The organism is Nitrincola tibetensis (assembly GCF_003284585.1).
Lineage (GTDB): Bacteria > Pseudomonadota > Gammaproteobacteria > Pseudomonadales > Balneatricaceae > Nitrincola > Nitrincola tibetensis.
The window spans coordinates 1-23,318 of record NZ_QKRX01000018.1 but is presented as its reverse complement, the minus strand read 5'-3'; the positions used below and the strand labels follow the sequence as shown (position 1 = coordinate 23,318).

Here is a 23,318-nt window from a genome sequence, read left to right as displayed (position 1 = left end):
CCTAGGATGGAACTTAGAAAACTCATGCGCCTACCGATCATAGCTTTCGCGTTTTTGTTTTTTTCAGGTGTATCAAACGCTTCAACACTCGATGGATTAGAGTTGAAGCCGTTTGATGAAATTAAGATCGTTAATCCTATTCAGGTTTCGGCCGAAGTGGTGAGTTTGAATCAAACTCAAATGATCAGTGAGCTCAATGCTCAGATAAAAACCCTACATGTGCGTCCTGGTGACCAAGTCGAAGCAGGGCAGTTGCTAGCCGAGTTGGACTGTCGAGACACAAAAGACACCGTGTTGTTACTGGATGCGCGTCAGCGTGAGCTGAATGCCAGTCTTGAGCAGGCAGAGCGTTTATTTCAGCGTTTTACTCAACTTGAAAGTCGACAGTTTTCCGATCGTTTATCGCGTGAGGACGCGCAAACGAATGTTGTGCGTGCCAGAGCGCAGCTCTCGGCCTTAGCGGTTGAGCGTGAAATGGCTCAGCGCCAAGTGTCACGCTGTCAGGTGGTGGCACCCTTTTCAGCCGCGGTGGTTGCCCAACGTGCAGGTGAAGGCCAGTGGGTCAGCGTTGGCAGCCCGATCTTTGAGCTTACCCAAACCTCTCCCGCTGAAATTTCGGTGCAGTTACCGCAAGCTCGCATTGGGACAAGCCTTGATACATTTTTAGCTATATTTAAGGTGAATGGCCGTGAGTACCCCGTGTCCTTTCTGCGACAATCGCCCGTAGCCGATCCCGCAACTCGCTCTGTTCATGCTTGGTTTCAAGCACCTGAACATGTGGCCATAGGTGAAACGGGGCAGCTTAATTTAGATGACCAAATAGCCTATTTGCCTGCACAAACGATGGTTATGAGAGAGGGGCAGATGGGGGTCTTTATTCTGGAAGGCGAGGATCCTATTTTCTACCCCCTGCCGGGTGCTCAAGAAGGGCGACCTTTTCCAGCCCCTTTATCAATACAGTCTAAAGTTCTTGTGACGTCAGGTCAGCATCGCTTAAGTGCTGTAGGACGTACGCAATGATTAGGGCATTGTTGAATAATACTGTTCTGAGCAATTTGGTCTTTGTGCTGGTGCTGATTATCGGTGCCATGTCATACAATTTGATGCCTCGGCAGAAAGACCCCACCATTAACTTTAATTGGATAATAATTGTTACGGCCTTACCGGGGGCAAGTGCTGAAGATATTGAGATGCGCGTGACGCAACCTCTCGAAGATGCCTTGCGTAAGCTAAACGATGTGAACTTCGTTTCCAGTACATCGCGCGTTGGATTATCAAATATACTTGTACGTTTTCGTGATCTGGATGAGCGCCAGTTTGATAAGCGCGTGACCGATTTACGCCGAGAGGTACAGAGCAAACGCAACGAGCTTCCTGCCGATATTGTTGAACCGATTATTCTGGAAATTACCAGCGCCAACGCATTTCCAGCTGCTACGTTAGTGTTGAAAGGGCAAGCCGATGATGAAATTCTTCGCAGTGAGGCCTATCAGCTCAAGCGAGAGCTTGAACGAATCAAAGGCATAGATCGTGTTGATACGGCGGGCTTACAGGACCCAGAAGTTCAGGTGTTGTTGGATATGGGGTTGCTGGCGTCTGCAGGTATACATCCTGCGACGGTCTCTGATGTTATTGCTAGCCAATGGCAAGATTTGGCTGCAGGAAAGCTAACAGTCTCAAATGAGCAGTGGCTTGTTCGACATTTGGGCCAGTCACCCTCTCCAGAGGAATTAGCTCAGCTATGGATTCCGCATGTAGGAGGAGAATTACGTCTTGAAACCTTGGCTCAGGTCGAACGAAGGCGACAAGATCCTACGCAATTGGTGATGTATGACGGTCAGCCTGCCGTCATGATGTCTGTCATGAAAGAGGGAAATGCCAATACTTTGGTGTTGATTGAAACCTTAGAAACCTTTATCGAGCAGTATAATCCCAATATCGCCGCTAAAGGGCTAACCTTGGTTTTAGCCGATGATCAAACGGAGTCGACACGTCGCGCCATCGATATTATGCAGACCAATGCGCTTCAGGGGCTTCTGTTCGTGGGTCTTGTGAGTTGGTTGTTTTTAGGTTGGCGAATCGGTGTGTTGGTTGCATTGGCCATTCCTTTCTCCTTGATGGGAGTGTTTATTCTACTCAACCTGCAAGGTGAAACCGTGAATCTAACGGTGCTGTTGGGGGTTATTATTGCACTGGGGATGCTGGTGGATGTTGCCGTTGTGATGGTTGAAGCCATGCATCAACGCATGGGGCAGGGAGAGACGGCCATCGAGTCGGCGATGGGGGCTATGAATGAAGTCGGCTGGCCTATTTTTGCGGCTGTGTTAACCACCATTGCAGCCTTTCTGCCCCTGATCCTATTGCCCGGCATACTGGGTGATTTCATGCGCATTGTGCCAACGGTGGTCACGTTTGCTTTGATATTTAGTTTAATTCAAGCCTTCTGGATGCTGCCTTCGCAAATGCACGCGTTACACGCTCTCCCAAGCCAACAAGGTGTTTCGAGACGCGAGCGAGTGCTTCGACGCTTACGAAATCTCTATGGTCGTGTCTTGATCAAAAGTTTCCGGCATCCCTGGGTGACCTTAGTTTGCTTGGTTGGCTCATTTACTTTGGCGATAGGGCTGTTTGCCACTGATCGTATCAGTCGTGACTTCTTTGCGGCGGACACGCTCTCCGTGTTTTACATCAATGTTGAAATGCCATCAGGATCGACTTTGCGTCAAACACTCAATGCGACATTAGAGGTCGAAGCCCATGCTCGTGAGGGAATGGAGCCCGAGGAAATTCGTTCATTGGTATCCTATGCTGGGCAAATGTTTACCGAAACAGAGCCCTTATTAGGTGATAACTATGGACAAATTTTTGTCAGCCTGACTTCTCGACATCTAGGTGGACGCAACGCCGATGAGATCATTGAAGGGTTGCGAGAATCTATTCAATTAAATACACCCGCTGCCGCTAAGGTCACGCTCTTGAAACTTTCTGATGGCCCGCCCAGCTCCATGCCGATCAGTATTAAAGTGCGTGGCGATGACTATGGCCTGATTCAGGCTGCCGTAGATGATTTGACTGAGATTTTGCAAGGGATCCCCGGTATTGTTGATATTACCAATGACGCATCGCCAGGCACTCAACAGTTGGTCACGCGCTTGAATCTTCCTGCAATTGCGCGCGCAGGTCTCGATGCACGGAGCGTGACACGGGCGCTTCGCTTGTTAACAGACGGTGAAGTGGTTGCGCAGTTAAATGACAGGGGGGAGAGTGTGGATTTGCGTGTTCGCAGCCAGAAGGCCTCCACCGAAGATATTGATGCATGGCTGTCGACACGGATTGCAACGCCATCAGGACAAAGTGTGCCCTTAAGCGAGCTTTTGGATATCGAGGTTAAAACAGGCTTTGCGAGCCTGCGTCATTATAACTTTAGCCGTGCGATTACCCTAGAAGCTGATCTTGATCGCGTTGTCTTGGACACTCTTCAAGCCAATCAGCTGATTCAAAGTGCTTGGCTTGATTATCAAGACCAGCATCCTGGTATTTCATTGGATTTTTCGGGTGAACTAGATGACATCCAAGAGTCGCTGAATGCCTTGGTGATTTTATTTGTACTGGGTGTGGGCCTGATGTATTTGATTCTAGGGGCGCAGTTTAAGAGCTATTTCCAGCCTTTTATTATACTTTTAACCATACCCATGGCGTTCACGGGTGTTGCCTATGGTTTGTGGTTTAGCCAGAATCCGCTGAGTTTGTATACGCTTTATGGCTTGGTGGCTTTGTCGGGGATAGCGGTGAATTCCGCCATTGTTTTGATTGCGGCCGCCAACAGCCGATACAATCAGGGTATGAGTGTGATTTACTCGATTGTCTATGCTGCGCGTCGGCGTATGGTGCCGATTTTGATCACTGCGGCGACGACGATGGCTGGTTTGATGGGGTTGGCATTGGGCTTAGGAGGAAAGTCATTGATTTTTGGCCCAGTTGCAACGGCAATTGTCTGGGGGATTAGTGTTTCAACTCTATTGACGTTATTTACCATTCCATTGATGTATAAACTCACCCGTCGCGATCGACCAAGGTGATCACGACGGGTAGACACATATAACTGAGGGGCTATCTGCGTGTATAAACAGCGTCAGGAAGCCCTTTGACAACGGCTTGTGCAACGGCAGCAGCGATCACTGCTTTGACGATATCGCCAGGTATGAACACCATCATGATTTTGGCGGCGTCCAGCCAATCACGTCCTGTGACGAGCTTAAAGCCAGTGATGCCGAATACATACAGAACTATAATGCCGCCCAGGATAGACGCCAGTAAAGTGGCAGGAAAGGTGGGGAGCTTGCGCAGCAGCAAAGCAGCATAGCCTGTCGCAAAGGCCGCAAAAGGAAAGCCGATTGCAAAACCCGCCGTGGGGCCAACAAATACACCTAGGCCTCCGCGCCCACCTGATAAGAGAGGCGCCCCTAATGCGACCACAAAAATAAACAGAGCCATCGACAGTGCTCCACGCCATGGACCCAGCATAATTCCTGCGAGCATCACCCCAAGGGTTTGCGCGGTAATTGGGATGCCCGTTACAAAAGGAACGGGTGGAATTAAACCTAAGGCCGCAATGAGTGCTGCGTATAAAGCGATTTGAACCAGTGATTTATCCTGCATAAAAAGTCCGACTTCAGATTGAGTTGATAAAAGGGTTAAGGTTTTTTGACCGAACGGATACCACCACGAGAGGCCAAGGCTTCGGCTACGTGATCTGACAAACGAATCGACTGAATAGTGAGCGGTATGGCAAGCTTCCAGAGTTGGCGTCCGCCCCCTCTGGATTTCCAAGCATCTAATAAATGTTGAGTAACGCCCATCAAAACTGGGATAAAGCGAATGAGCAATGTCACGGCAAAGGCAATGCGCTTGGGGTCAACACCGAATAGCCTCAGCGGGCTGAATAAGGGCATCATTGCTGTCATCATGTCGTCCATTTTTGTTGTGAGCGTGATCAAATTTGCAATGAGGATCAGTGTGCCCATTCTGAGCAAGAGTGCGCAGGCTTCATAAACACCGACTGACCAGGCTTGCATGATAAAAATCAGCGCAAAAATGGGTACTAGCGAACGAAACACTTTGAGTCCCTGTAAAGCAGGACGTCCAAGAGAGGCGTAAATCAGCAAGGTCAGCAGGGCAAGTCCGAACAAAATACTCACCTGCCCAATAGGGTATAGGGCTAAGCTAAGCGCCGCCATGCCGAGCAATTTAATTCCAGCGGGCATTCGGTGTAAGTAGCTTGTTTGTTCTAGGTACAGACTAATCATCGCGGGTTCACACCCTTTGCATCGGCATAGTAGGCCTTTAGTATTTCATCAGAGGGGCCATCTTGACGGACTTTGCCCTGCTCTAACCAAATAATGCGATCAAAGTCTGTGAAACTATCGAGTTCATGGCTAATCATGATGATCTGCTGAGGTAAGTCGTGCAGCAAGCTTAGGAGTTGATAACGCGTGGGTAAGTCTAAGGCAGAGAAGGGCTCATCCAATAGAATCACTTTAGGGTTCATTAATATAATGGATACGATGCAAACCCATTGCTTTTGACCATCGGATAAACTGTGAATGGGTCGTTTTGCCCAGTCGCAGCGTCCTTGCTCGCTTAAGAGGGTCATCACTTTTTCTAAGGCAGTGGATTTTGAGAGCCCTTGATTGATTAAGCCAAAACACAGTTCTTCTTCCACCGTCGGAAAAATAATTTGATGATCAGGGTTTTGAAAAATAAAACCGACATGAGACGACATTTTCTCAGGCCCTGAACTGGGGTTTTGACCAAATACTGAAATTTGTCCGGCATTAACGGGCAATAGTCCATTGATTAAGCGCAACAATGAGCTTTTCCCCGAACCATTATGGCCAATCAGGCCGATGCGAGGCTCAGATAGTTCCAGAGAAAGCTGGTCAATCACGGTACGCCCGTTACGAACGAGAGTAACGTTGTGGAAACAAATGCCCTTCGCTTGGCTCATGGATTGAGTCATCGTGCTCTCATACCAATATAAAGTGGCAAAGTATATAGAAGAGCTCGTCATTTGTACCAGACTTGCCAATCTGAACTTAGCCCTTACAGAATAAAAAATAAGAATTGTTTTCGATTTATTGATCGAAAACAGCTCTTTATCTGCAAAACTCGTCTATGATGATCCTAGCCAATTCCCCTTAATCTGTTGGACTAAGGCCTAGGGGGGTGGAGTTCATCAATAGGATGGCAGATTTTCAGCGGAGTGTTACATGTATATCAAAACAAAAATTTCTGTAGGCTTTAGCGCTGTTGCGTTAATTGCGTTGTTATTGGGTGGTTTAGGCTATTTCGGTGCGAGTCGTAGTCAGGCGTCGATCGAGCAGCTCGGACTTGTACGCCTAGCGGGTGTTCAGAGTGTGTTAGAAATGCAAGTCTCGTTGGCTGAAGTGGTCACGAGTATGCGTACCTTGATGAATACGCATGCTACTCTCACTGAAAAACAACGCGAATATGAGCGTATTGAATTGGGTCGTGCGGCCTATCGCGAAGCCTTATCCGCATACGAACAGCTTCCTAAATCTGAAGATGAAGCACGAGAATGGGGACTTTTTACTGAGACCTTACCGGCTTGGGTCGAGGCCAATAATGCGATTTTAGCCTTGCATCAACAGGTTGACCGCCAATTGAGTATGAATTCCCTTGCAGATGTCGGTGCTCTACAGCAGCAGATAGCCGCACAAACGATGGGGCAGACGTTGGTCTATCAAACACAGTCATTCAATTATCTGAACAATGTGGTGCGGATGAATATGGATGCAGCCGCACTCAACGTTGACGAGGATCTTGCGAAGGCCACTCAGTTAAAGTTGCTGAGCTTATTTGCCATGATTCTAGGCGTCCTGCTGTCTGCGGTCTTGGGCATTCGTATCACGCGTGATATTACCCGTCCATTGCAGTTATTGGTCACTTCGGTGAAGCACGTCAGTCAAAGCAGTGACTTTAGCCATCAAGTGGCCTATTCCAAAAAAGATGAAGTGGGTGAGGTCGTTGAATCCTTTAATCATTTATTGGACTCACAAAAGCAAGCCTTACAGGAGGCCAGTGAAACCGTTGCATCCCTTGCTTCAGGAGACTTTAGTTTGCGGGTTAAACGACACTATGAAGGTGATTTAGCTAAGCTGAAAGAGGGGATTAATGCTAGCGCCGACACGATTGTGTTGACCATGAATGAGCTTGGGAAAGTCATGCAAGCGCTTAAACAGGGTCAGTTTGATATTCAAATTAGCCCTGATCTGGTGAGTGGTGAGTTTAGGCGCATGTTGGAGGATGCTTCACAGGGAACACGTGCGCTCAGAAATAGTATTGACGATATTATTAAAGTCATGTCGGCGACTCAGTCAGGTCATTTTAATGAGCGCGTCAATGCAGACGCGAGCGGTGACCTGCTCAAGTTGAAAGAAATGATTAATGCCTCTGTCGTTGCATTGCATAACGCGATTGAAGATATCAGTCGAGTGATGGTGGCTCAGTCAAAAGGAGATTTAACACAAACCATCGCAACGCAATACCCAGGTGATTTAGGCGTGTTGACTTCGGCGGCTAATCATACTGCTGAAAAACTTCAAGAAGTTATTTTGCGGATTCGCTTGGCTGTTGAGGCGGTAAACACAGCGGCTGCCGAGATTGCGATGGGGAATACCGATCTTTCGCAAAGAACCGAAGAGCAAGCATCTAGCCTGGAAGAAACGGCATCAAGTCTCGAAGAGTTAACCTCTACGGTAAAAATGAATGCCGATAATGCCCGCCAAGCCAATGTTTTGGCGCAAACAGCCAGTCGTATTGCTGAAGAAGGTGGTATTAAGGCACGCACTGTCGAGAAAACGATGGATGCAATTACGGATAGCTCTAAAAAAATTGCAGACATTACATCATTAATTGATGGCATTGCTTTTCAAACCAATATTCTTGCTTTGAATGCTGCGGTTGAGGCGGCACGAGCTGGTGAGCAAGGGCGTGGCTTTGCGGTGGTTGCCAGTGAAGTGCGAGCCTTGGCTCAACGTTCTGCGGCGGCCGCTAAAGAAATTAAAGAACTGATTGCTCAGTCTTCAGACATTGTCAAAACGGGCAATACTCTGGTGAAAGAAACGGGTCTAACGATTCAAGAAATTGTTGAATCCGTTAAGCGAGTCACGGACTTAATGGCGGATATTTCTGCCGCCTCTGAGGAACAAAGTCAGGGAATTGCCCAAGTCAATCAAGCCGTGTTGCAGATGGATGAAGTTACACAGCAAAACGCAGCCCTAGTAGAAGAGGCGGCAGCCGCTGCAGAATCCTTGGAGGAGCAAGCTCAATCTTTGAAAGAAAGTGTTGCTCTGTTCAAGTTGGAAGGTGGGCAAACAAATGCGGGGTTATACCCTGCGGCCAAGATGCAAAAAAACTTGCCATCACCGACTCCATCTAGTGCTAAACTCAACGCTTTATCCAGACAAACTGCTCGCGATGACGAGTGGGAAGAGTTTTAAAAAGTCGATAAGGCGGTAATCTATGAGTAATGTGGACTGGGGGTTGGACGGGTTAGTAAGCGAACTCAGAGCACGTCGCGAGCATTGGCGACGTGCTCGCCAACGTGATCCAGAGATTAATGGCCGTGAATTTCCATCCCTAGATGTGATGCATCAAGTGAGCGAAGGTTTGGCTTCAGCGCTATTTCCAATGCGTTTAGGGCCTTCGGATCTTAAGCCTAAGGCTGAAGATCACTACATTGGCTATACACTCGATAAAGCCCTTAATACCCTGTTGGATCAAGCCGTTTTAGAACTTCGATTCGGGCAGAATCCACCAGAGCCTTTTGCTCAAACGCGTGAAAAAGCCATTGCTGCAATTCGTGAGTTTGCATTGCGCTTGCCGGATATTCGCAGTGTTCTTGATACTGACGTCGAAGCCGCCTACAAGGGCGATCCGGCTGCACGCAGCATGGATGAGGTGCTCTTGTGCTACCCGGGGGTGCGCGCAATCATTTTTCATCGGTTATCGCATGAGTTGTTTAAGCTCGGCTTGCCCCTTTTAGCGAGAATCATGGCTGAAATCTCGCATTCTGAAACCGGTATCGATATCCACCCTGGAGCCACGATAGGAGAGTCCTTTTTTATCGACCACGGTACTGGTGTCGTCATTGGCGAAACGACCATCATTGGTAGAGGTGTGCGCATATACCAAGCGGTCACTTTAGGGGCTAAGCGCTTTGAAGTGGATGAGCAAGGCAGTTTAATCAAAGGCGGTGCACGCCATCCTGTGATTGAAGATCAAGTGGTGATTTATGCAGGTGCTACTTTGCTAGGGCGTATCACCATTGGTCGTGGTTCTAGTATCGGAGGGAATGTTTGGTTGACGCATAGCGTTCCGCCTAACAGTCAAATTACGCAGGCAAATCACGAGCAGCGCTGCGAAGAACAGCGCGCAAAAGGCGAGTGAAACGAGTCTCCTATACTTGAAAACCCTTATTGATAGAGTATGATCTTTTCTGATGTAAACACGAATGAGACCTATTTTTTAATGGGTTCTTTAAGTCAATCGAATAAGGAACAATAACAAATGAAATTGGAAACCCTTGCCCTTCATGCAGGTTATGAGATAGATCCCACTACCAAAGCAGTTGCTGTGCCTATTTATCAAACCACTTCATACGCATTTGATAACGCCCAACATGGCGCAGATTTGTTCGACTTGAAAGTGCCAGGCAATATTTACACTCGGATCATGAACCCAACGACGGATGTATTAGAAAAGCGCGTTGCGGCACTAGAAGGTGGTATTGCTGCGCTCGCGGTCGCGTCGGGTATGGCGGCGATTACCTATGCCATCCAAACGCTGGCTGAAGTGGGTGACAATATTGTTTCGACCAGTGAGTTGTATGGTGGAACCTATAATCTGTTTGCGCATACGTTGCCTCGTCAAGGGATCGAAGTTCGCTTTATTAACAAAAATGACCTGGCCGCCCTGGAAAACGCCATCGATTCAAAAACCAAGGCCGTCTTTGCTGAAACCATTGGCAATCCATCCGGTGGCGTTGCCGATGTGCGTAAACTTGCAGAGATCGCGCATCGTCATGGCGTGCCTTTGATTGTGGATAATACCGTGCCATCTCCTTTTTTATGGCGTCCCATTGAAGACGGTGCTGATATCGTTATTCACTCTGCGACCAAGTACATTGGCGGACATGGCACCACTGTTGGCGGTATTATTGTGGACTCGGGGAAATTTCCTTGGGCAGATCATGCCGAGCGCTTCCCGTTATTGAATCAAGCGGACCCTTCCTATCATGGGGTGGTGTATACCGAAGCCTTTGGTCCAGCGGCCTTTATTGGTCGGGCAAGAGTCGTGCCGCTGCGTAACATGGGCGCGGCGATATCGCCTTTTAATGCCTTCATGCTGTTACAAGGGCTTGAGACACTTTCATTGCGTATTCAGCGCATATCGACGACCGCTTTGCAGATTGCCCACTGGTTAGAAGCGCACCCTAAGGTCAGCTGGGTTGATTATGCCGGACTTGAATCTCATAAGGACCATGCACTGGTTCAAGAATATTTGGGCGGAAAAGCATCTGGTATTCTTAGCTTTGGTATCGACGGTGACCGAGAAGCAACTCGACGTTTCTACGATGCCTTGGCAATATTCTTACGCTTGGTGAATATCGGGGATAGTAAATCCTTGGCTGCAATCCCCGCTGAAACCACTCATCGTCAGTTAAACGATGAAGAGCTGGCGGCGGCTGGGGTTAAGCCAGGCACTGTGCGTTTGTCGATAGGGTTGGAAGATCCAGAGGACTTGATTGCCGATCTTGAGCAGGCGTTTCAGCAGGTATAAACGGCCAGGCTTAGTGACGGTTCGTACTGGTTAAATCATATAAAGAGAGGCCAATCAATTTTACGATTGGTTGGCCTATCAAAAGAATTTTCTCTCGACTAGAACTTAATTACAGTCCCATAAATTTAAACGGTTCAGACTCAACAAAGAATTGGCTGGCTTCTCCGGCATAGATTTCCCCCTCTGATAAGGCTAGTTTTTTAACAGGCGCATTCTCGTTAAAGTCCATGTTATTGAAGTCGACCCAAATGGCATTTGGTGTCAAAACATTCTCGTAATAGTAGATGCGATTTTTTTGATCTGAAACGACTCTCCAGCGTGTGTTGGAAAGGTGTGGCTGATCATCGGCAGAAATGCCATATGGCACGGATACATTGCGAACGACACTCATGACACTTGCCACTGCAACTTGGGGATCACTGGTTTGCGGTATATGGTTAATATAGTAGGACGCGCGAACAAAGCGATCTTGTGCTCGATTACTACCGGGTAAGAATAGTGTCGCAGGAATATTCTCCCAATAGCCCTTAATCGCCAGTTGTTGCTCAAAAGGTGGATCATTGGTCATTACTTGGTAATCACGGTTGTGATGGATGACCAACCTGCCTTCGATGTATTCTAAAATAGCACTGTCGCCACTGCTGTCGGACAAGGATAAGTGGACGGTTGTAAACTTGTTGGTCCCTGGAATATAGTCTGAAACGACAGCAAAGGGTTCATCTTTAAAGAAATTGACGGCTTCTTCCACGCTTGCAAAATTGTCTAATGCATACTGCGCCCACAAAGAAACAGCGAGGCCAGGAAGGTCGCCATCTTTTTCAAAGGCGGGATACTCTGACTCAACGAGCCATAGCAGGTTAGCAACTAATCCTTTTTCATTCATACCATCTGTTGTTGCTATATCCCAAGAGCTCGTTATTACACTGCCGTATTGAGACGTCCAACGAACAGAGTTCTCGCCCACGACGCCATCACGTTCTATACCCTTAGGGAAAGCCCAGATGTTTGCAGGGATGTCTAAAGAAAAGTCCATGCTACGACCCGTAATTACCATGTCATCAGGCCCAAGGTAGACCATTCGAGTACAAGCATGAGTCACACTGGATAAAGCAAGTGAACCTGCGAATAATCCAGACAAAACAGCGGTTGTTAGCTTCTTCATTGAAACCTCATCATTCAGGTTAAAATCGGTAATCGATACCCAGTAACACGCCTCCTAGCTTAGTATCTATATCGAAGTTTCCTTGGCTATAGTCTACATCCATATAACGATAACCAAACTGTATCGCCGAGTGTTCATTCAAACGATAGCCCATGCCGACATGTATATCACTGACCCAATTAGAGGAAAGGTCAAAACCGCCGACCATGGCAGACCAAGATGTAAACCAGTGTTGATCTAAATTGTATATGCCCTTGGCACCGATCATTAAATCGGCCCATTGTTTCGAGCGATTATCTTGTATGTTGATAGGGTCTATCGAAATATCTGTTTTCACTGACCAGCCACGTACACCAATCATTAAATCTGAATAGCTGCGGTGAGTTTGTTGTATTCGGTATTGTCCTGCTAGCATTAATGTCGTTAAGTCGAGTTCTAAGGCTGCACTTAAGGGTCCTGCTGAGGCACCATCTTTCATGTTGACATACATGCCATCCAGTAGAATACCGTAGTCTCCTTTTCGGGTTTCTAAAAGTCCCATTGCGGCAAAATCAACTGATTTGAATATGTCACTAAAGCTCCGCTCGACTGTCACGGGCCTCAAATCTGGGTGAGCGGCTGTTGTATCGACACTCGTGGCCCAGCCATATAAAGCAACTCTCGATGTCCATGTGTCTTCTACAGCCTGAGCGGACAAAGACGAAAGCAGCAGACTTGCTGAGATGAGAGAGTAATTTAGGTGCTTTGACATAAAAAACCTATTTTTTAATTAGTTAATACAACGACCCACTGGGTGGTTTATTCGGGAATGCAACCTACAACTGACTTCGCTGCCTGTTTATCCTTGTGGTAACGGATATTTTACAAAGCCTACATAGTTAGCTACTTTAATCGTCAGTTGCAGATTGATAAGATTCTTATTTTAATTTTTACGTTTTTATAAGTACTTTTAGATCTGTTGCTAACAGTAAATTTGGTCTACTCATGTTAATGGCTGCGATCAAATTTCCCTTCGTAATTGCGTTGAATCCCTTCTTTAATTTTTGCTTGATCTTGACGCGCCAGTTCGCCCTTCCACACCCACTCGAAAATACGGCTGGTGGCTTTTGGAAAGGGAGTGAAAATAGGATTGAAGGGGTTGTCCCTTGCTTGCATCCAGACGGTCATGCGGTGGCTGCGTTTCTGGGCGGCTCCTCGGCAGTGGAAACCGTAAACATTTGCCACGAGCAGTGTGTTTGCCGGAACATGCAAAGCTGTGGCTTCCAGCCCCATCTCTTCTAGCGCTTGCGGTGTCACCCTAAATGATCCATCCCAGTAGCGACCCGCTGGGCGATCCTTGCCTTTTAAAGAAGCGATTAAGCTTTCCTTGTATTCCCACTTTAACCTTGCCCAGGTTAAACGGTGAGAGCGAGGGACATACACATGAGGGCCGTTATCATCATTGGCCGGATCTAAAAACAACCAGCCTTTTACACAAGGGTGAAAGGTATCTGCATGCAAGTCACGCTGTGGATCGGCTTGAGGCACCACGTTGGCGTGATTGCATAGGTTCTCAATGAAGAAAAAAGGCGGCCTGTTTTTTGAAGAACACCAACGCATTAAGCGATCAAGGGGTTTGGCTTGTGTAAACGCATTCAGCTCGGGCAGTTGATTACGAATATCTTCCGTCATAAAGCTGCGTTGTGTGAGGGTTGTTCCTTCAACAAATTCGCGGATAAGGCCTGAGTAGTTAACCGTCTCTGATTGCAAGCGTTCAAATTGTTCGGGCGGCAGATAGTTCTCAATCAGAACATAGCCCTCACGGATAAACTGACGACGCTGCTCGGCGGGAACAAGAGGCGAGAGGAGCCATAGTCTTAGATGAAACAACGCTTGAGCGATGACCACGCGTGTGACATGCAAACCGCAACGATTGAGCCAATAGTTTCCGAGGATTGGGTTTTGTCTGAAACTTTTTGCCCAGGTAAAGGGTTCAATTATCCAGACGAACCAACGGAGCAAGGGTGATAAAAGACGTAAAAGCGCTTCCATAATGTTACGCGTAAGTAGGGTTGACACGTTCGAGATTGCAAAAGAAAATCTCGCACAGCCGACAACTCAGATGGCCGCGTACCTCCTGTAATGAACGATCCAAAGTGAATAGAGTAACTATAGAAGATTGTAAATATTCCAGTTAGCCCTTCAAAGAGAATCTTAACAGTGCAGTTACACTAGGCCAACTTTTTTCTTCAATTCGCGGTCTTCATATTTAGCGTTGAAGGAGCTTTAAGTCCTCGGTAGGCGACGTTTGTATTCTTCAGTAAAATGACAGGTGCCAGAGGCTCAAGTAGGTAAAGTGTGCTAAAGTTCAACAGTCTATGCAATATGATTTCAGCGATTCATTGGAGTGTTATAAATGGCGTTTGTCGTAACTGAAAACTGTATCTTATGTAAGTACACAGATTGTGTTGCGGTCTGCCCAGTTGACTGTTTCTACGAGGGGCCTAATTTTCTGGTGATTCATCCAGATGAGTGTATCGACTGCGGACTTTGTGAACCTGAATGTCCAGCGAAAGCCATTTTCTCAGAAGATGATTTGCCGGATGATCAATTGGAGTTTGTCCAATTGAATGCTGAGCTTGCAGAAATTTGGCCCAACATCACCGACTACAAAGCAGCGGCGCCTGATGCGGCCGACTGGGATGGCAAAGCTGGTAAATTGCAGTACCTAAAGCGTTGAAGACTCAAGTGTTTACATGACGGTGGCTAACTTTCCCAATAACCGGGCTCATTGTAGGTGCGCTTTAAGAAATCAATAAAGTAGGCAATCTTAGCGGGTAAAAAACGCTGCTCAGGATACACCGCCTGAATATTGTATTCAGGCATTGCATACTCATCTAAAAAGGTAACGAGTTCGCCGGAGTTCAGTTCTTTTTGGATTTCCCAAGTAGAACGCCAACTGATGCCCAGTCCGAGTTTAACCCAATCATAGAGCAGTTCACTGTCATTGCAGTCTAGGTTGCCAGAGACTTTGATGGTGACACGTTTATTGTCGCGAATAAAACTCCAACCCCGATGTTGCCCACCCATTAGATTGAATGCCAAACAGTTATGCTCGGCTAAGTCCTCCAGAGTCTGAGGGACGCCGTGGCGTTCAAGATAAAGAGGAGATGCACAGAGAACGCGCTTATTGGGGTAGAGTTGCACGGGCACATAGTTTGGGTCTTCAACCGCGCCAATACGAATAGCAAGGTCATAGCCTTCGCGTACCAAGTCTATCACGCTGTCCGTCAGGTTAAATGAAATGCGCACGTCCGGATATAAGGCTTGAAAGGCAGGGCCATGCGGTGCTACGTGTTTACGACCGAATCCGGCCGGTGCCGACACCACTAGATGCCCTCTGACATTATGACGATTGGCCGTAATGCCTGATTCAAGCGTGTCGAACTGCTTAAGCAGTTGCTGAGCGCCCTCTAAAAACTGCTCGCCTAGGTCGGTGAGTTTAAGGCCACGGGTCGAACGATGCATGAGTTTGACACCTAGGCGTTTCTCCAAGGCATCTAAGCGCCGCCCCATGATAATCGGCGTGACACCTTCAACAACGGAGGCTGCAGCAAAGCTGCCATGCTCAGCCACTAATGCAAAGGTGCGAAGTTCGGTATATCGGTCCACTCAATACCTCAGGTATCGACAGAAAATAAAAAATTGCTATTCAATAGTATACTGCCTTTTTATAGTATCGAATGAAAGAAAATCCTAATACAGTGTTATCCTTACCTACTGTATGAAAATAAGAGGCGTTATCCATGAGTCAGCAACGAATTCAGGTTGAAAATCTGCAGGTAGCAGAAACACTTTATGATTTTATCAATAATGAAGCGTTACCCGGTACAGGCGTCGATCAAGCTGCTTTCTGGAAAGCCTTCGATGAGATTATCCACGATTTAGCGCCTAAAAACCGCGAGCTTCTGGCAAAGCGTGATGCCATCCAAGCGCAGCTTGATGAGTGGTACTCCGCTCGCAAAGGTCATCTTTTGAGTATGACCGAATACAAAGCCTTTCTATCTGAAATTGGCTATTTATTGCCAGAAGGTGAAGATTTTACGGCGACCACCACCAATGTTGATCCAGAAATGGCAACCTTGGCTGGTCCTCAGCTAGTTGTTCCAGTTATGAATGCGCGCTATGCCCTGAATGCCGCCAATGCGCGTTGGGGAAGTCTATACGATGCGCTGTATGGAACAGATGCAATCAGCGAAGAGGGCGGGGCCGAAAAAGGCCAAGCGTACAACCCTGTTCGTGGTGAAAAAGTGGTAGCGTTTGCGCGTCAGTTTTTGGACGACTCTGCCCCGCTGGCTGAAAGTTCGCACGTCGGAGCAAAAGGCTATGCCATAGTAGAAGGAGCTCTGCAGGTGACCTTACTAACGGGTGAAACCGTTGCTCTTAAAAATCCAGATCAGCTCGTTGGCTACTTGGGAGATGCATCACAGCCTTCAGCCATCGTATTGCGCCATAATGGTCTGCATTTCGAAATTCAATTTGATGCGAACAGTGTCATAGGTAAAGCCGACAGCGCTAGTATTAAAGACATTCTGATGGAGTCCGCTCTCTCGACAATCATGGATTGCGAAGATTCAATTGCAGCGGTTGATGCTGACGACAAGGTTCAGGTCTATCGTAACTGGTTAGGCTTGATGAAGGGTACCTTGACCGAGAGCATTGAGAAAAACGGTCGCACCTTTGTCCGGGAAATGAATCCGGATCGTGAATATAAAGGGGTTGATGGTCAAACCGTGACGCTAAAAGGCCGCAGTTTGATGTTTGTGCGTAATGTCGGCCACCTGATGACGATCAATGCGATTTTGGATAAAGATGGTAACGAAATTCCAGAAGGTATCATGGATGGTCTCGTAACATCGCTCATTTCCATTCACGATGTCAAAGGATTGGGTAAGTTTAAAAACAGCGTAACGGGCTCTATGTACATCGTTAAGCCAAAAATGCATGGCCCAGAAGAAGTGGCCTTTGCGAATGAGCTTTTCGCACGTATTGAGGATGCCTTGGGTCTTGAGCGTTTCACCCTGAAAATGGGCATCATGGATGAAGAGCGTCGCACCACCGTTAACTTGAAAGAGTGTATTCGTGCGGCGAAAGAACGTGTTGTCTTTATTAACACGGGCTTCTTGGATCGTACCGGTGATGAAATGCACACTTCGATGGAAGCAGGTCCGATGTTGCGTAAAAATGACATTAAGGCTACGCCATGGATTAAAGCCTATGAAGACTGGAACGTTGATAATGGCTTGCTTTGTGGTTTGCAAGGTCGTGCTCAAATCGGTAAAGGCATGTGGGCCATGCCAGATCTGATGGCCAATATGTTAGAGCAAAAAATCGCCCATCCTTTATCCGGTGCGAATACAGCATGGGTGCCCTCGCCGACGGCGGCTACCTTGCACGCGATGCATTATCATAAAGTGGATGTGTTTGCGCGTCAGGAAGAGTTGAAGTTACGTGCACGTGCGAGCTTGGACGATATTTTAACGATTCCTGTGGCAGAGACTCCGAACTGGTCAGCTGAAGAAATTCAGCAAGAGTTAGACAATAACGCACAGGGTATTTTGGGTTACGTTGTTCGTTGGGTAGATCAAGGCGTTGGCTGTTCAAAAGTACCAGACATCAACAATGTGGGCTTAATGGAAGACCGCGCAACACTGCGGATTTCCAGCCAACATATTGCGAACTGGTTACATCATGATATTTGTTCTACCGAGCAGGTCATGGAAACCATGAAGCGCATGGCGAAGGTAGTAGATGGTCAAAATGCCAATGATCCTCTTTACCAGCCAATGGCTGCGGACTTTGACAAGAGCGTTGCCTTTAAAGCCGCCTGTGAGTTGGTGTTTGAAGGACGCAAGCAGCCAAATGGTTACACTGAGCCTGTATTGCACCGTCGTCGTATTGAGGCAAAAGCACTGGCTAAATAATTTAATTCAGATTAAAGCTGTATAATAAAAGGCACCTACTAAATTAGGTGCCTTTTTTATTGATGCTGAGATGCCATAACAATGCAGAATATCTGCTCTTTTATTAAGTTTTTCTGTTTGATTTTTTTTAGTTTAAGTCTGTCTTTTTCAGCCATGGCTGATGTGGTTTTAAATGAGCAGCAGCGGGCGTATTTAGCCGAACTGGGGCCCGTCAAAATGTGCGTTGACCCGGATTGGGAGCCTTATGAGCGCCTTTTGCCCAATGGTGATTTTGTCGGTATTGCGGCTGATCTTATCCGATTAGTCGCGCAGCGTGTTGATGTTGAACTCAGCGTTTACCCAACAGATGATTGGAATCACAGCCTACAAGCAGCACAAGCAGGTGATTGCCATATTTTGGCGTTTTTAAATAAAACGGAAGCGCGCAGCCAGTGGTTGTTATTCACAGAACCTTACTTCAATGACCCGAATGTTTTTATTACACATCAAAACCATGAGTACATCCCTAATCCAGCAGGTTTAGTGGATAAAGTCGTTGTGTTGCCAAAAGGGACCAGTATTGAAGAGTTTGTTCGACGTACCTATCCTAACTTAGCTCTCAAAGTGGTCGATACTGAACGTGACGCGGTGGCGATGGTTGAGCAGAAAAAAGCAGATATGACCATTCGTTCGTTAACTATGGCCGCCTTTACGATCCGCCAGCAAGGCTTGTTTAATTTAAAGGTGTCGGGCTTGCTGCCTAATTTTGATAATAATTTCAGAATCGGTGTTCTTCAGTCAGAACCAGAACTTAGAGAAATATTGGATTTAGGAGTGGCAAGTCTTACTCCTCAAGAGATTCAAGAGGCATTGAATCGTCATGTGTCGATTAGTGTCTACCAAGGTATAGACTATAGTTTGGCCTTTAAAACGAGCTTTTTCTTCATTCTTTGCCTAGTGTTATTTTTATACTGGAATAAACACCTGAAAAAACTGAATAATGAGCTTTCAAAACAAGACTTGTTACTGAAGGAAAAGGTAAACGAAAAGACGGAGTTGGTAGCGGCGCTCAATCTTACGCGCCTTAAACTAGAAAATGCACTCAAGGAGGAACATGAAGCACGACTAGAACAGCAGCAGTTTATGCGCATGGTAACACACGAGTTTAGAACACCACTCACCGTAATTCAAACAGGTTTTGAGCTTCTTGCTCTTCAAACAGATCCTGAGCAAAAAGCAAAGACCTTGAAGAAACAAAGTCAGGCGACCTCACAACTGATTGAGTTGGTGAACAATGCACTGGTGCAGGATCGATTTGAAAACTCTGCGTGGCGTCAACATTCTGAATGGATTGAAACTGAAGAGGTGATGCGCTCACTTAAAGCCTATGCAGACACTATTTGTTCAAAGAGTTTTATGATTGACATTCAAGTTGAATCAAAAAAATTTTTAGGTGATAAACAGTTACTGTTGATTGCACTTAATAATCTCGTAGATAACGCTGTTAAATACTCCCCACAAGGGGGTACGCTGCAACTGGGTGCTAGCTCGTTTGAACAAGGCGTGTTGTTTAGGGTGAAAGATCAAGGTATCGGAATACCGCTCGAACAGCAGCCAACGATTTTTGGTAAATATCAAAGAGGTGTCGTTGAAGGTGTGTCTGGTTTTGGATTGGGCTTGTATATTGTTCAGCGAATCGTACACTTACATAACGGACGCATTGAATTGATTAGTGCCGAAGGAAAGGGCAGTGAGTTCAAGCTATGGCTCCCCCTAGAATGAAAAAATAATAAGGTTGTATGAATGCTGGGTAAACGTATTCTTTTATTAGAAGATGATCTTAATCTGACTGAGATCGTCAGTGAGTTTTTACAGAATTATGGATACGAGGTTACGGTTACACACACTGGGCACGCGTTTTCTGAGCAGCTAGTCAACTCTCAATTTGACTTAATCATCATGGATTTGAATTTACCCGATGCAGATGGGATTGAGTTGCTCTGCTCCATGCGTCAGCAACATAATATACTTGTCTTTATTGTGTCTGGTCGACAAGGGAATACAGTCAGGCTCGACTGTTTTGAAAAGGGAGCAGATGTTTTTATCACTAAACCTTTTGGTTTGTTGGAGCTAGAGATGCAAGTGCGCAATGCGCTTGTTCGTCAGGATCGGCATACACAACCGAGTTTATCTGGATCTCAGGATACAAAAGCCATTAATCAGTATCCTTTATTTGACGGCTGGTATTTGTGTACAAAGACGCAAAGAGTTCAGCATAATCAAGCGGGTGAAATGTCGTTGACCCAGGGAGAGTACCAATTGTTGCTCTATTTGTTACGCGCCAATGGTTCGGTGGTCACACGAGATGAAATTATCGAAGGCTTGCCTGAGTCCGCTCGTTTAACTTGTGTCGAGTCAGTGAACGCTTTGGTCTACCGTATCCGTAAAAAATTTATCAAACACTGTGGTATCAGTCCATTGGTGACGGTCTCCGGAGCAGGGTATCGGATGGGCCAAAAAGAGCGTTCGAGCTGATCCTTACTGCTTGGCGTATCCAGTAAAATCCAGTCAAACACAGATTGATCTGTTTCAAACAAATATTGATCCAGATCAGTTTTCTATTCAAATGAACCTCGTTCATTTTTCATTCATTACCTTTGTTGGCCGCCTTTGTTAGAGTCAAACAGCATGGCATACCTCGATTTTAGATTGATAAAGCCATGTAAAAACTCAAACTAACGCTTGTTTTGGTTAAGCTGAAGATCGATGCATAAAGCTATTAGTCGGCTGCTGTTAATAGCTTTGTGCATCTAAAGTGCCGAAACATATTCACTACTATGACAAAGAATTACTCTTTGGAGAGCGCTCGAATGGAAAATGAAAACAAAGGCTTAAATGTTTCAATCGATAATAATAACCAAGATACGCATGCATTTGCAGATGTTAGCCTGCCTTTGAGCCCAGAAACACCAGAATTGGATGGGCTGACACCACAGCCTCAGAATGAGGCACTCACGAGCACGCTCCAGAAAAATACGGCTCTGTTGAAGAGAATCAAAAAATCATTAGAGGAAGAAGAGGACGTCTTAAATCTGGATGAAATGATTGATCCAGCCACTTTAGGTGACTTGACGGCGCAGGTTGCTATCGCCTCAGAAGAAATATCTACAGATGAACCCATTTCCGATGAGGCTGGTGCGGCGCTGCCTGATACTGCTTCGGCAGGAAGCGCAACAAGCTCAATATCACCTTTGTTTGTAGGCGCAGGGTTGCTCGCGGGTGTTGCTTTAACTTCTTCAAGCAGTGGCTCTTCCAGTTCACCTTTGATGCCAGAGCCGATGGATCCAACACCAGTAGATCCAACACCAACAGATCCCACCGACATCATGGAGCAAGACCCTAACCCGGGTAATCCACGTCAAGTGGAAGCAGAGTCTTTTGTCATACGCTTAGTCGGCACCGAAAACGAAGATGTGTTTGAAATTAATGCACCGAATGCAACTCGCATTGAAGTTGTCGGAGATATTAAGGGATCCAACGATGATGTCGTCTTCAAGATCAACGATGTAACCGCAGGCAGTCGTGATACACGCACCATCACTTTAATCACAAATATAGATGGCTCAAACAACAAGCTGGTCTTTGATTTTGCTGATGCCAACGATGTTGTTAAACTTGCCGCTGACAGTGATATCAGAGGCTTCAGCAAGATAGAAGTAAAAAACGGAACACTGGACCTGTCTGGCGTTAACATTTCCGGCATTATTGATATCGAAGTGAACTCAGGGGTTGTACTAACGCTGTCACAATTCAAAGCGCTTGCATCTTTGGTGAGTGTCTCCGGTCACGGTGCGTTAACACTTGAATTAAGTTCTGAAGCAGAATTAGCAGAGTTAGAGGCCTATTTAGCCACGCCAAACCTTACGTTAATAGGCTTTGGTGCCGATGAAACAGGCGGTGTATCGATTCAAATCAATGGCGAGCCCGTTGAAAATGCGCAAGTCGATGCCATTATTGAACGCATTGATGTGTTGTCTTTTCCATCAATTCCACAAATTTCCGGTTTGATTGATGCTTTACAGCAAAAAATTGCAGCATTAGAAGCAACATCTGGGGCAACAGCTACCGAGTTGGCCTCGTTAAACACGGCTATCTCCGCACTCGAAGCGGATATTGACGCATTAAAGACCGTTGCTGAAGCCGTCGGTGAAACCTTACAAGCTCAAATAGCCACGCTGTCTCAAAAACTGACAGATGACTTGGCGGCAGCGCAAACAAGTCTACAAGCCAATATTGACCAAGTGTCCAACGATCTATCGTCTGCCTTGAATGCGGCGATTGCCGATCTGCAAGCGCAAATTGATGGCTTGAACACTGAAAGTGCAACCGTTGCTGATTTATCTGAATTAGCTGCTCAATTAGCAGCTACTCAAGCTGATCTTGCCACTTTGGCAAGCTTATCGGTTGCGGGCGATGCTGCCAATGCAGACGCGCTAGCGTCTGAGGTTGTGAGCTTAAACAGCGCGTTGGTTGCTGCACAGACGCAAATGCAAAACAAGCTTGACCAAGCGGTCGCTAGCATCAATGTTGAGTTGGCAAATCTGCAGGATCAAATCAATGCCTTAGATGGCGATGAAGCGCTGGAGTTGGTGTTAGCACTGCAAGCCGCCTTTGTTGATGCTGAAGCCAAAATCGCGGTTCTCGAAGCCTTTATCGCATCGGCAGAAGCCGCTGATTTAGCCTCTGCACTGGAAAGCGAAGTGGCAGCACTCTATGCCGCCTTGAGTGACAATGTAGCGACATTGAACAGCTCACTTAATGCCCTCCAAGCCAGCCTGCAAGCCAATATTGATCAAGTATCCAATGAGCTGTCTGCAGCCTTGAATGCCGCTATAGCCGATCTGCAAGCACAAATTAATGGTCTGAACACCGAAAGTGCAACAGCGGCTGACTTATCTGCCTTGGCTGCTCAATTAGCGGCTACTCAAGCTGATCTTGCCAAGTTGGCAAGCTTATCGGCGGCGGGCGATGCTGCCAATGCAGACGCACTAGCGGCTGAGGTTTCGAGCTTAAACAGCGCGTTGGTTGCTGCACAGACGCAAATGCAAAACAAGCTTGACCAAGCGGTCGCTAGCATCAATGTTGAGTTGGCAAATCTGCAGGATCAAATCAATGCCTTAGACGGCGATGAAGCGCTGGAGTTGGTGTTAGCACTGCAAGCCGCTTTTGCTGATGCTGAAGCCAAAATCGCGGTTCTCGAAGCCTTTATCGCATCGGCAGAAGCCGCTGATTTAGCCTCTGCACTGGAAAGCGAAGTGGCAGCACTCTATGCCGCCTTGAGTGACAATGTA

At 46.8% G+C, this 23,318-nt stretch carries 17 protein-coding genes; 10 read left to right on the top strand and 7 right to left on the bottom strand.

Features of this window, described 5'->3' with window-relative positions; genetic code table 11:
• Positions 1 to 24 precede the first annotated feature (24 nt).
• The gene (locus tag DN062_RS16780) at positions 25 to 1,020 is read left to right on the top strand and encodes an efflux RND transporter periplasmic adaptor subunit (protein WP_162301321.1); all 996 of its coding nucleotides are present in this window, start codon (positions 25 to 27) and stop codon (positions 1,018 to 1,020) included.
• The gene (locus tag DN062_RS16775; protein ID WP_112160455.1) at positions 1,017 to 4,079 is read left to right on the top strand and encodes an efflux RND transporter permease subunit; all 3,063 of its coding nucleotides are present in this window, start codon (positions 1,017 to 1,019) and stop codon (positions 4,077 to 4,079) included. Before DN062_RS16780 ends, DN062_RS16775 begins: the two co-directional genes overlap by 4 nt.
• Positions 4,080 to 4,110: 31 nt before the next feature.
• Here DN062_RS16775 and DN062_RS16770 read toward each other — a convergent pair whose 3' ends face one another.
• The 3 genes from DN062_RS16770 to DN062_RS16760 are packed head-to-tail and all read right to left on the bottom strand — an operon-like array spanning position 4,111 to position 6,019.
• Positions 4,111 to 4,659 carry a biotin transporter BioY gene (locus tag DN062_RS16770; RefSeq protein ID WP_112160454.1) on the bottom strand — a complete coding sequence of 183 codons (549 nt, stop codon included), beginning with the start codon at positions 4,657 to 4,659 and terminating at the stop codon, positions 4,111 to 4,113.
• 35 nt (positions 4,660 to 4,694) lie between these two features.
• Positions 4,695 to 5,306 (bottom strand): energy-coupling factor transporter transmembrane component T family protein, encoded by a 612-nt coding sequence (locus tag DN062_RS16765; protein WP_112160453.1) that lies wholly within the window; start codon positions 5,304 to 5,306, stop codon positions 4,695 to 4,697.
• Positions 5,303 to 6,019 (bottom strand): energy-coupling factor ABC transporter ATP-binding protein, encoded by a 717-nt coding sequence (locus DN062_RS16760; protein WP_239995826.1) that lies wholly within the window; start codon positions 6,017 to 6,019, stop codon positions 5,303 to 5,305. Before DN062_RS16760 ends, DN062_RS16765 begins: the two co-directional genes overlap by 4 nt.
• Positions 6,020 to 6,269: 250 nt before the next feature.
• Between DN062_RS16760 and DN062_RS19115 the strand changes: the two genes are divergently transcribed.
• The 3 genes from DN062_RS19115 (at position 6,270) to DN062_RS16745 (ending at position 10,863) form a co-directional block, all read left to right on the top strand.
• Complete coding sequence (locus tag DN062_RS19115; protein ID WP_112160452.1) at positions 6,270 to 8,522, top strand: methyl-accepting chemotaxis protein; 2,253 nt, start codon at positions 6,270 to 6,272, stop codon at positions 8,520 to 8,522.
• A 22-nt stretch (positions 8,523 to 8,544) separates the two neighbouring features.
• Positions 8,545 to 9,471: a serine O-acetyltransferase EpsC gene (gene epsC / locus DN062_RS16750; RefSeq protein ID WP_112160451.1), complete on the top strand. Its 927-nt coding sequence runs from the start codon at positions 8,545 to 8,547 to the stop codon at positions 9,469 to 9,471.
• A gap of 120 nt (positions 9,472 to 9,591) precedes the next feature.
• The gene (locus DN062_RS16745; protein WP_112160450.1) at positions 9,592 to 10,863 is read left to right on the top strand and encodes an O-acetylhomoserine aminocarboxypropyltransferase/cysteine synthase family protein; all 1,272 of its coding nucleotides are present in this window, start codon (positions 9,592 to 9,594) and stop codon (positions 10,861 to 10,863) included.
• Positions 10,864 to 10,972: 109 nt separating this feature from the next.
• Here the strand turns inward: DN062_RS16745 and DN062_RS16740 are convergent, their stop codons facing one another.
• The 3 genes from DN062_RS16740 to DN062_RS16730 form a co-directional block, all read right to left on the bottom strand.
• Positions 10,973 to 12,025 carry a linear amide C-N hydrolase gene (locus tag DN062_RS16740; protein ID WP_112160449.1) on the bottom strand — a complete coding sequence of 351 codons (1,053 nt, stop codon included), beginning with the start codon at positions 12,023 to 12,025 and terminating at the stop codon, positions 10,973 to 10,975.
• Positions 12,026 to 12,044: 19 nt separating this feature from the next.
• The gene (locus tag DN062_RS16735; protein WP_112160448.1) at positions 12,045 to 12,776 is read right to left on the bottom strand and encodes a porin family protein; all 732 of its coding nucleotides are present in this window, start codon (positions 12,774 to 12,776) and stop codon (positions 12,045 to 12,047) included.
• 236 nt (positions 12,777 to 13,012) lie between these two features.
• Complete coding sequence (locus DN062_RS16730; RefSeq protein ID WP_133256778.1) at positions 13,013 to 14,083, bottom strand: phytanoyl-CoA dioxygenase family protein; 1,071 nt, start codon at positions 14,081 to 14,083, stop codon at positions 13,013 to 13,015.
• A 337-nt stretch (positions 14,084 to 14,420) separates the two neighbouring features.
• Here DN062_RS16730 and fdxA point away from each other — a divergent pair, with 337 nt between their 5' ends.
• Positions 14,421 to 14,744 (top strand): ferredoxin FdxA, encoded by a 324-nt coding sequence (fdxA, locus tag DN062_RS16725; protein ID WP_112160446.1) that lies wholly within the window; start codon positions 14,421 to 14,423, stop codon positions 14,742 to 14,744.
• 26 nt (positions 14,745 to 14,770) lie between these two features.
• Here the strand turns inward: fdxA and DN062_RS16720 are convergent, their stop codons facing one another.
• Entirely contained in the window at positions 14,771 to 15,676 is a 906-nt protein-coding gene (locus tag DN062_RS16720; RefSeq protein WP_112160445.1) for a LysR family transcriptional regulator, read from the bottom strand.
• 134 nt (positions 15,677 to 15,810) lie between these two features.
• Between DN062_RS16720 and DN062_RS16715 the strand changes: the two genes are divergently transcribed.
• From DN062_RS16715 to DN062_RS16700, 4 genes are all read left to right on the top strand, one after another.
• Complete coding sequence (locus DN062_RS16715; protein WP_112160444.1) at positions 15,811 to 17,988, top strand: malate synthase G; 2,178 nt, start codon at positions 15,811 to 15,813, stop codon at positions 17,986 to 17,988.
• A 117-nt stretch (positions 17,989 to 18,105) separates the two neighbouring features.
• A complete protein-coding gene (locus DN062_RS16710) occupies positions 18,106 to 19,749 on the top strand; it encodes an ATP-binding protein (protein WP_162301320.1) in 1,644 nt (547 codons plus the stop codon).
• A 21-nt stretch (positions 19,750 to 19,770) separates the two neighbouring features.
• The gene (locus DN062_RS16705; RefSeq protein WP_112160442.1) at positions 19,771 to 20,502 is read left to right on the top strand and encodes a response regulator transcription factor; all 732 of its coding nucleotides are present in this window, start codon (positions 19,771 to 19,773) and stop codon (positions 20,500 to 20,502) included.
• A 335-nt stretch (positions 20,503 to 20,837) separates the two neighbouring features.
• A partial coding sequence (locus DN062_RS16700; protein WP_133256777.1) for a coiled-coil domain-containing protein occupies positions 20,838 to 23,318 on the top strand: 2,481 nt, incomplete at its 3' end.

What these genes read in the sequence shown, in the direction of transcription:
- DN062_RS16760 (WP_239995826.1), bottom strand. Translation starts at nt 6,019, where the DNA reads ATGACTCAATCCATGAGCCAAGCGAAGGGCATTTGTTTCCACAACGTT.
- epsC (WP_112160451.1), top strand. Translation starts at nt 8,545, where the DNA reads ATGAGTAATGTGGACTGGGGGTTGGACGGGTTAGTAAGCGAACTCAGA.
- DN062_RS16775 (WP_112160455.1), top strand. Translation starts at nt 1,017, where the DNA reads ATGATTAGGGCATTGTTGAATAATACTGTTCTGAGCAATTTGGTCTTT.
- DN062_RS16740 (WP_112160449.1), bottom strand. Translation starts at nt 12,025, where the DNA reads ATGAAGAAGCTAACAACCGCTGTTTTGTCTGGATTATTCGCAGGTTCA.
- fdxA (WP_112160446.1), top strand. Translation starts at nt 14,421, where the DNA reads ATGGCGTTTGTCGTAACTGAAAACTGTATCTTATGTAAGTACACAGAT.
- DN062_RS16780 (WP_162301321.1), top strand. Translation starts at nt 25, where the DNA reads ATGCGCCTACCGATCATAGCTTTCGCGTTTTTGTTTTTTTCAGGTGTA.
- DN062_RS16705 (WP_112160442.1), top strand. Translation starts at nt 19,771, where the DNA reads ATGCTGGGTAAACGTATTCTTTTATTAGAAGATGATCTTAATCTGACT.
- DN062_RS19115 (WP_112160452.1), top strand. Translation starts at nt 6,270, where the DNA reads ATGTATATCAAAACAAAAATTTCTGTAGGCTTTAGCGCTGTTGCGTTA.
- DN062_RS16715 (WP_112160444.1), top strand. Translation starts at nt 15,811, where the DNA reads ATGAGTCAGCAACGAATTCAGGTTGAAAATCTGCAGGTAGCAGAAACA.
- DN062_RS16770 (WP_112160454.1), bottom strand. Translation starts at nt 4,659, where the DNA reads ATGCAGGATAAATCACTGGTTCAAATCGCTTTATACGCAGCACTCATT.
- DN062_RS16735 (WP_112160448.1), bottom strand. Translation starts at nt 12,776, where the DNA reads ATGTCAAAGCACCTAAATTACTCTCTCATCTCAGCAAGTCTGCTGCTT.
- DN062_RS16745 (WP_112160450.1), top strand. Translation starts at nt 9,592, where the DNA reads ATGAAATTGGAAACCCTTGCCCTTCATGCAGGTTATGAGATAGATCCC.
- DN062_RS16765 (WP_112160453.1), bottom strand. Translation starts at nt 5,306, where the DNA reads ATGATTAGTCTGTACCTAGAACAAACAAGCTACTTACACCGAATGCCC.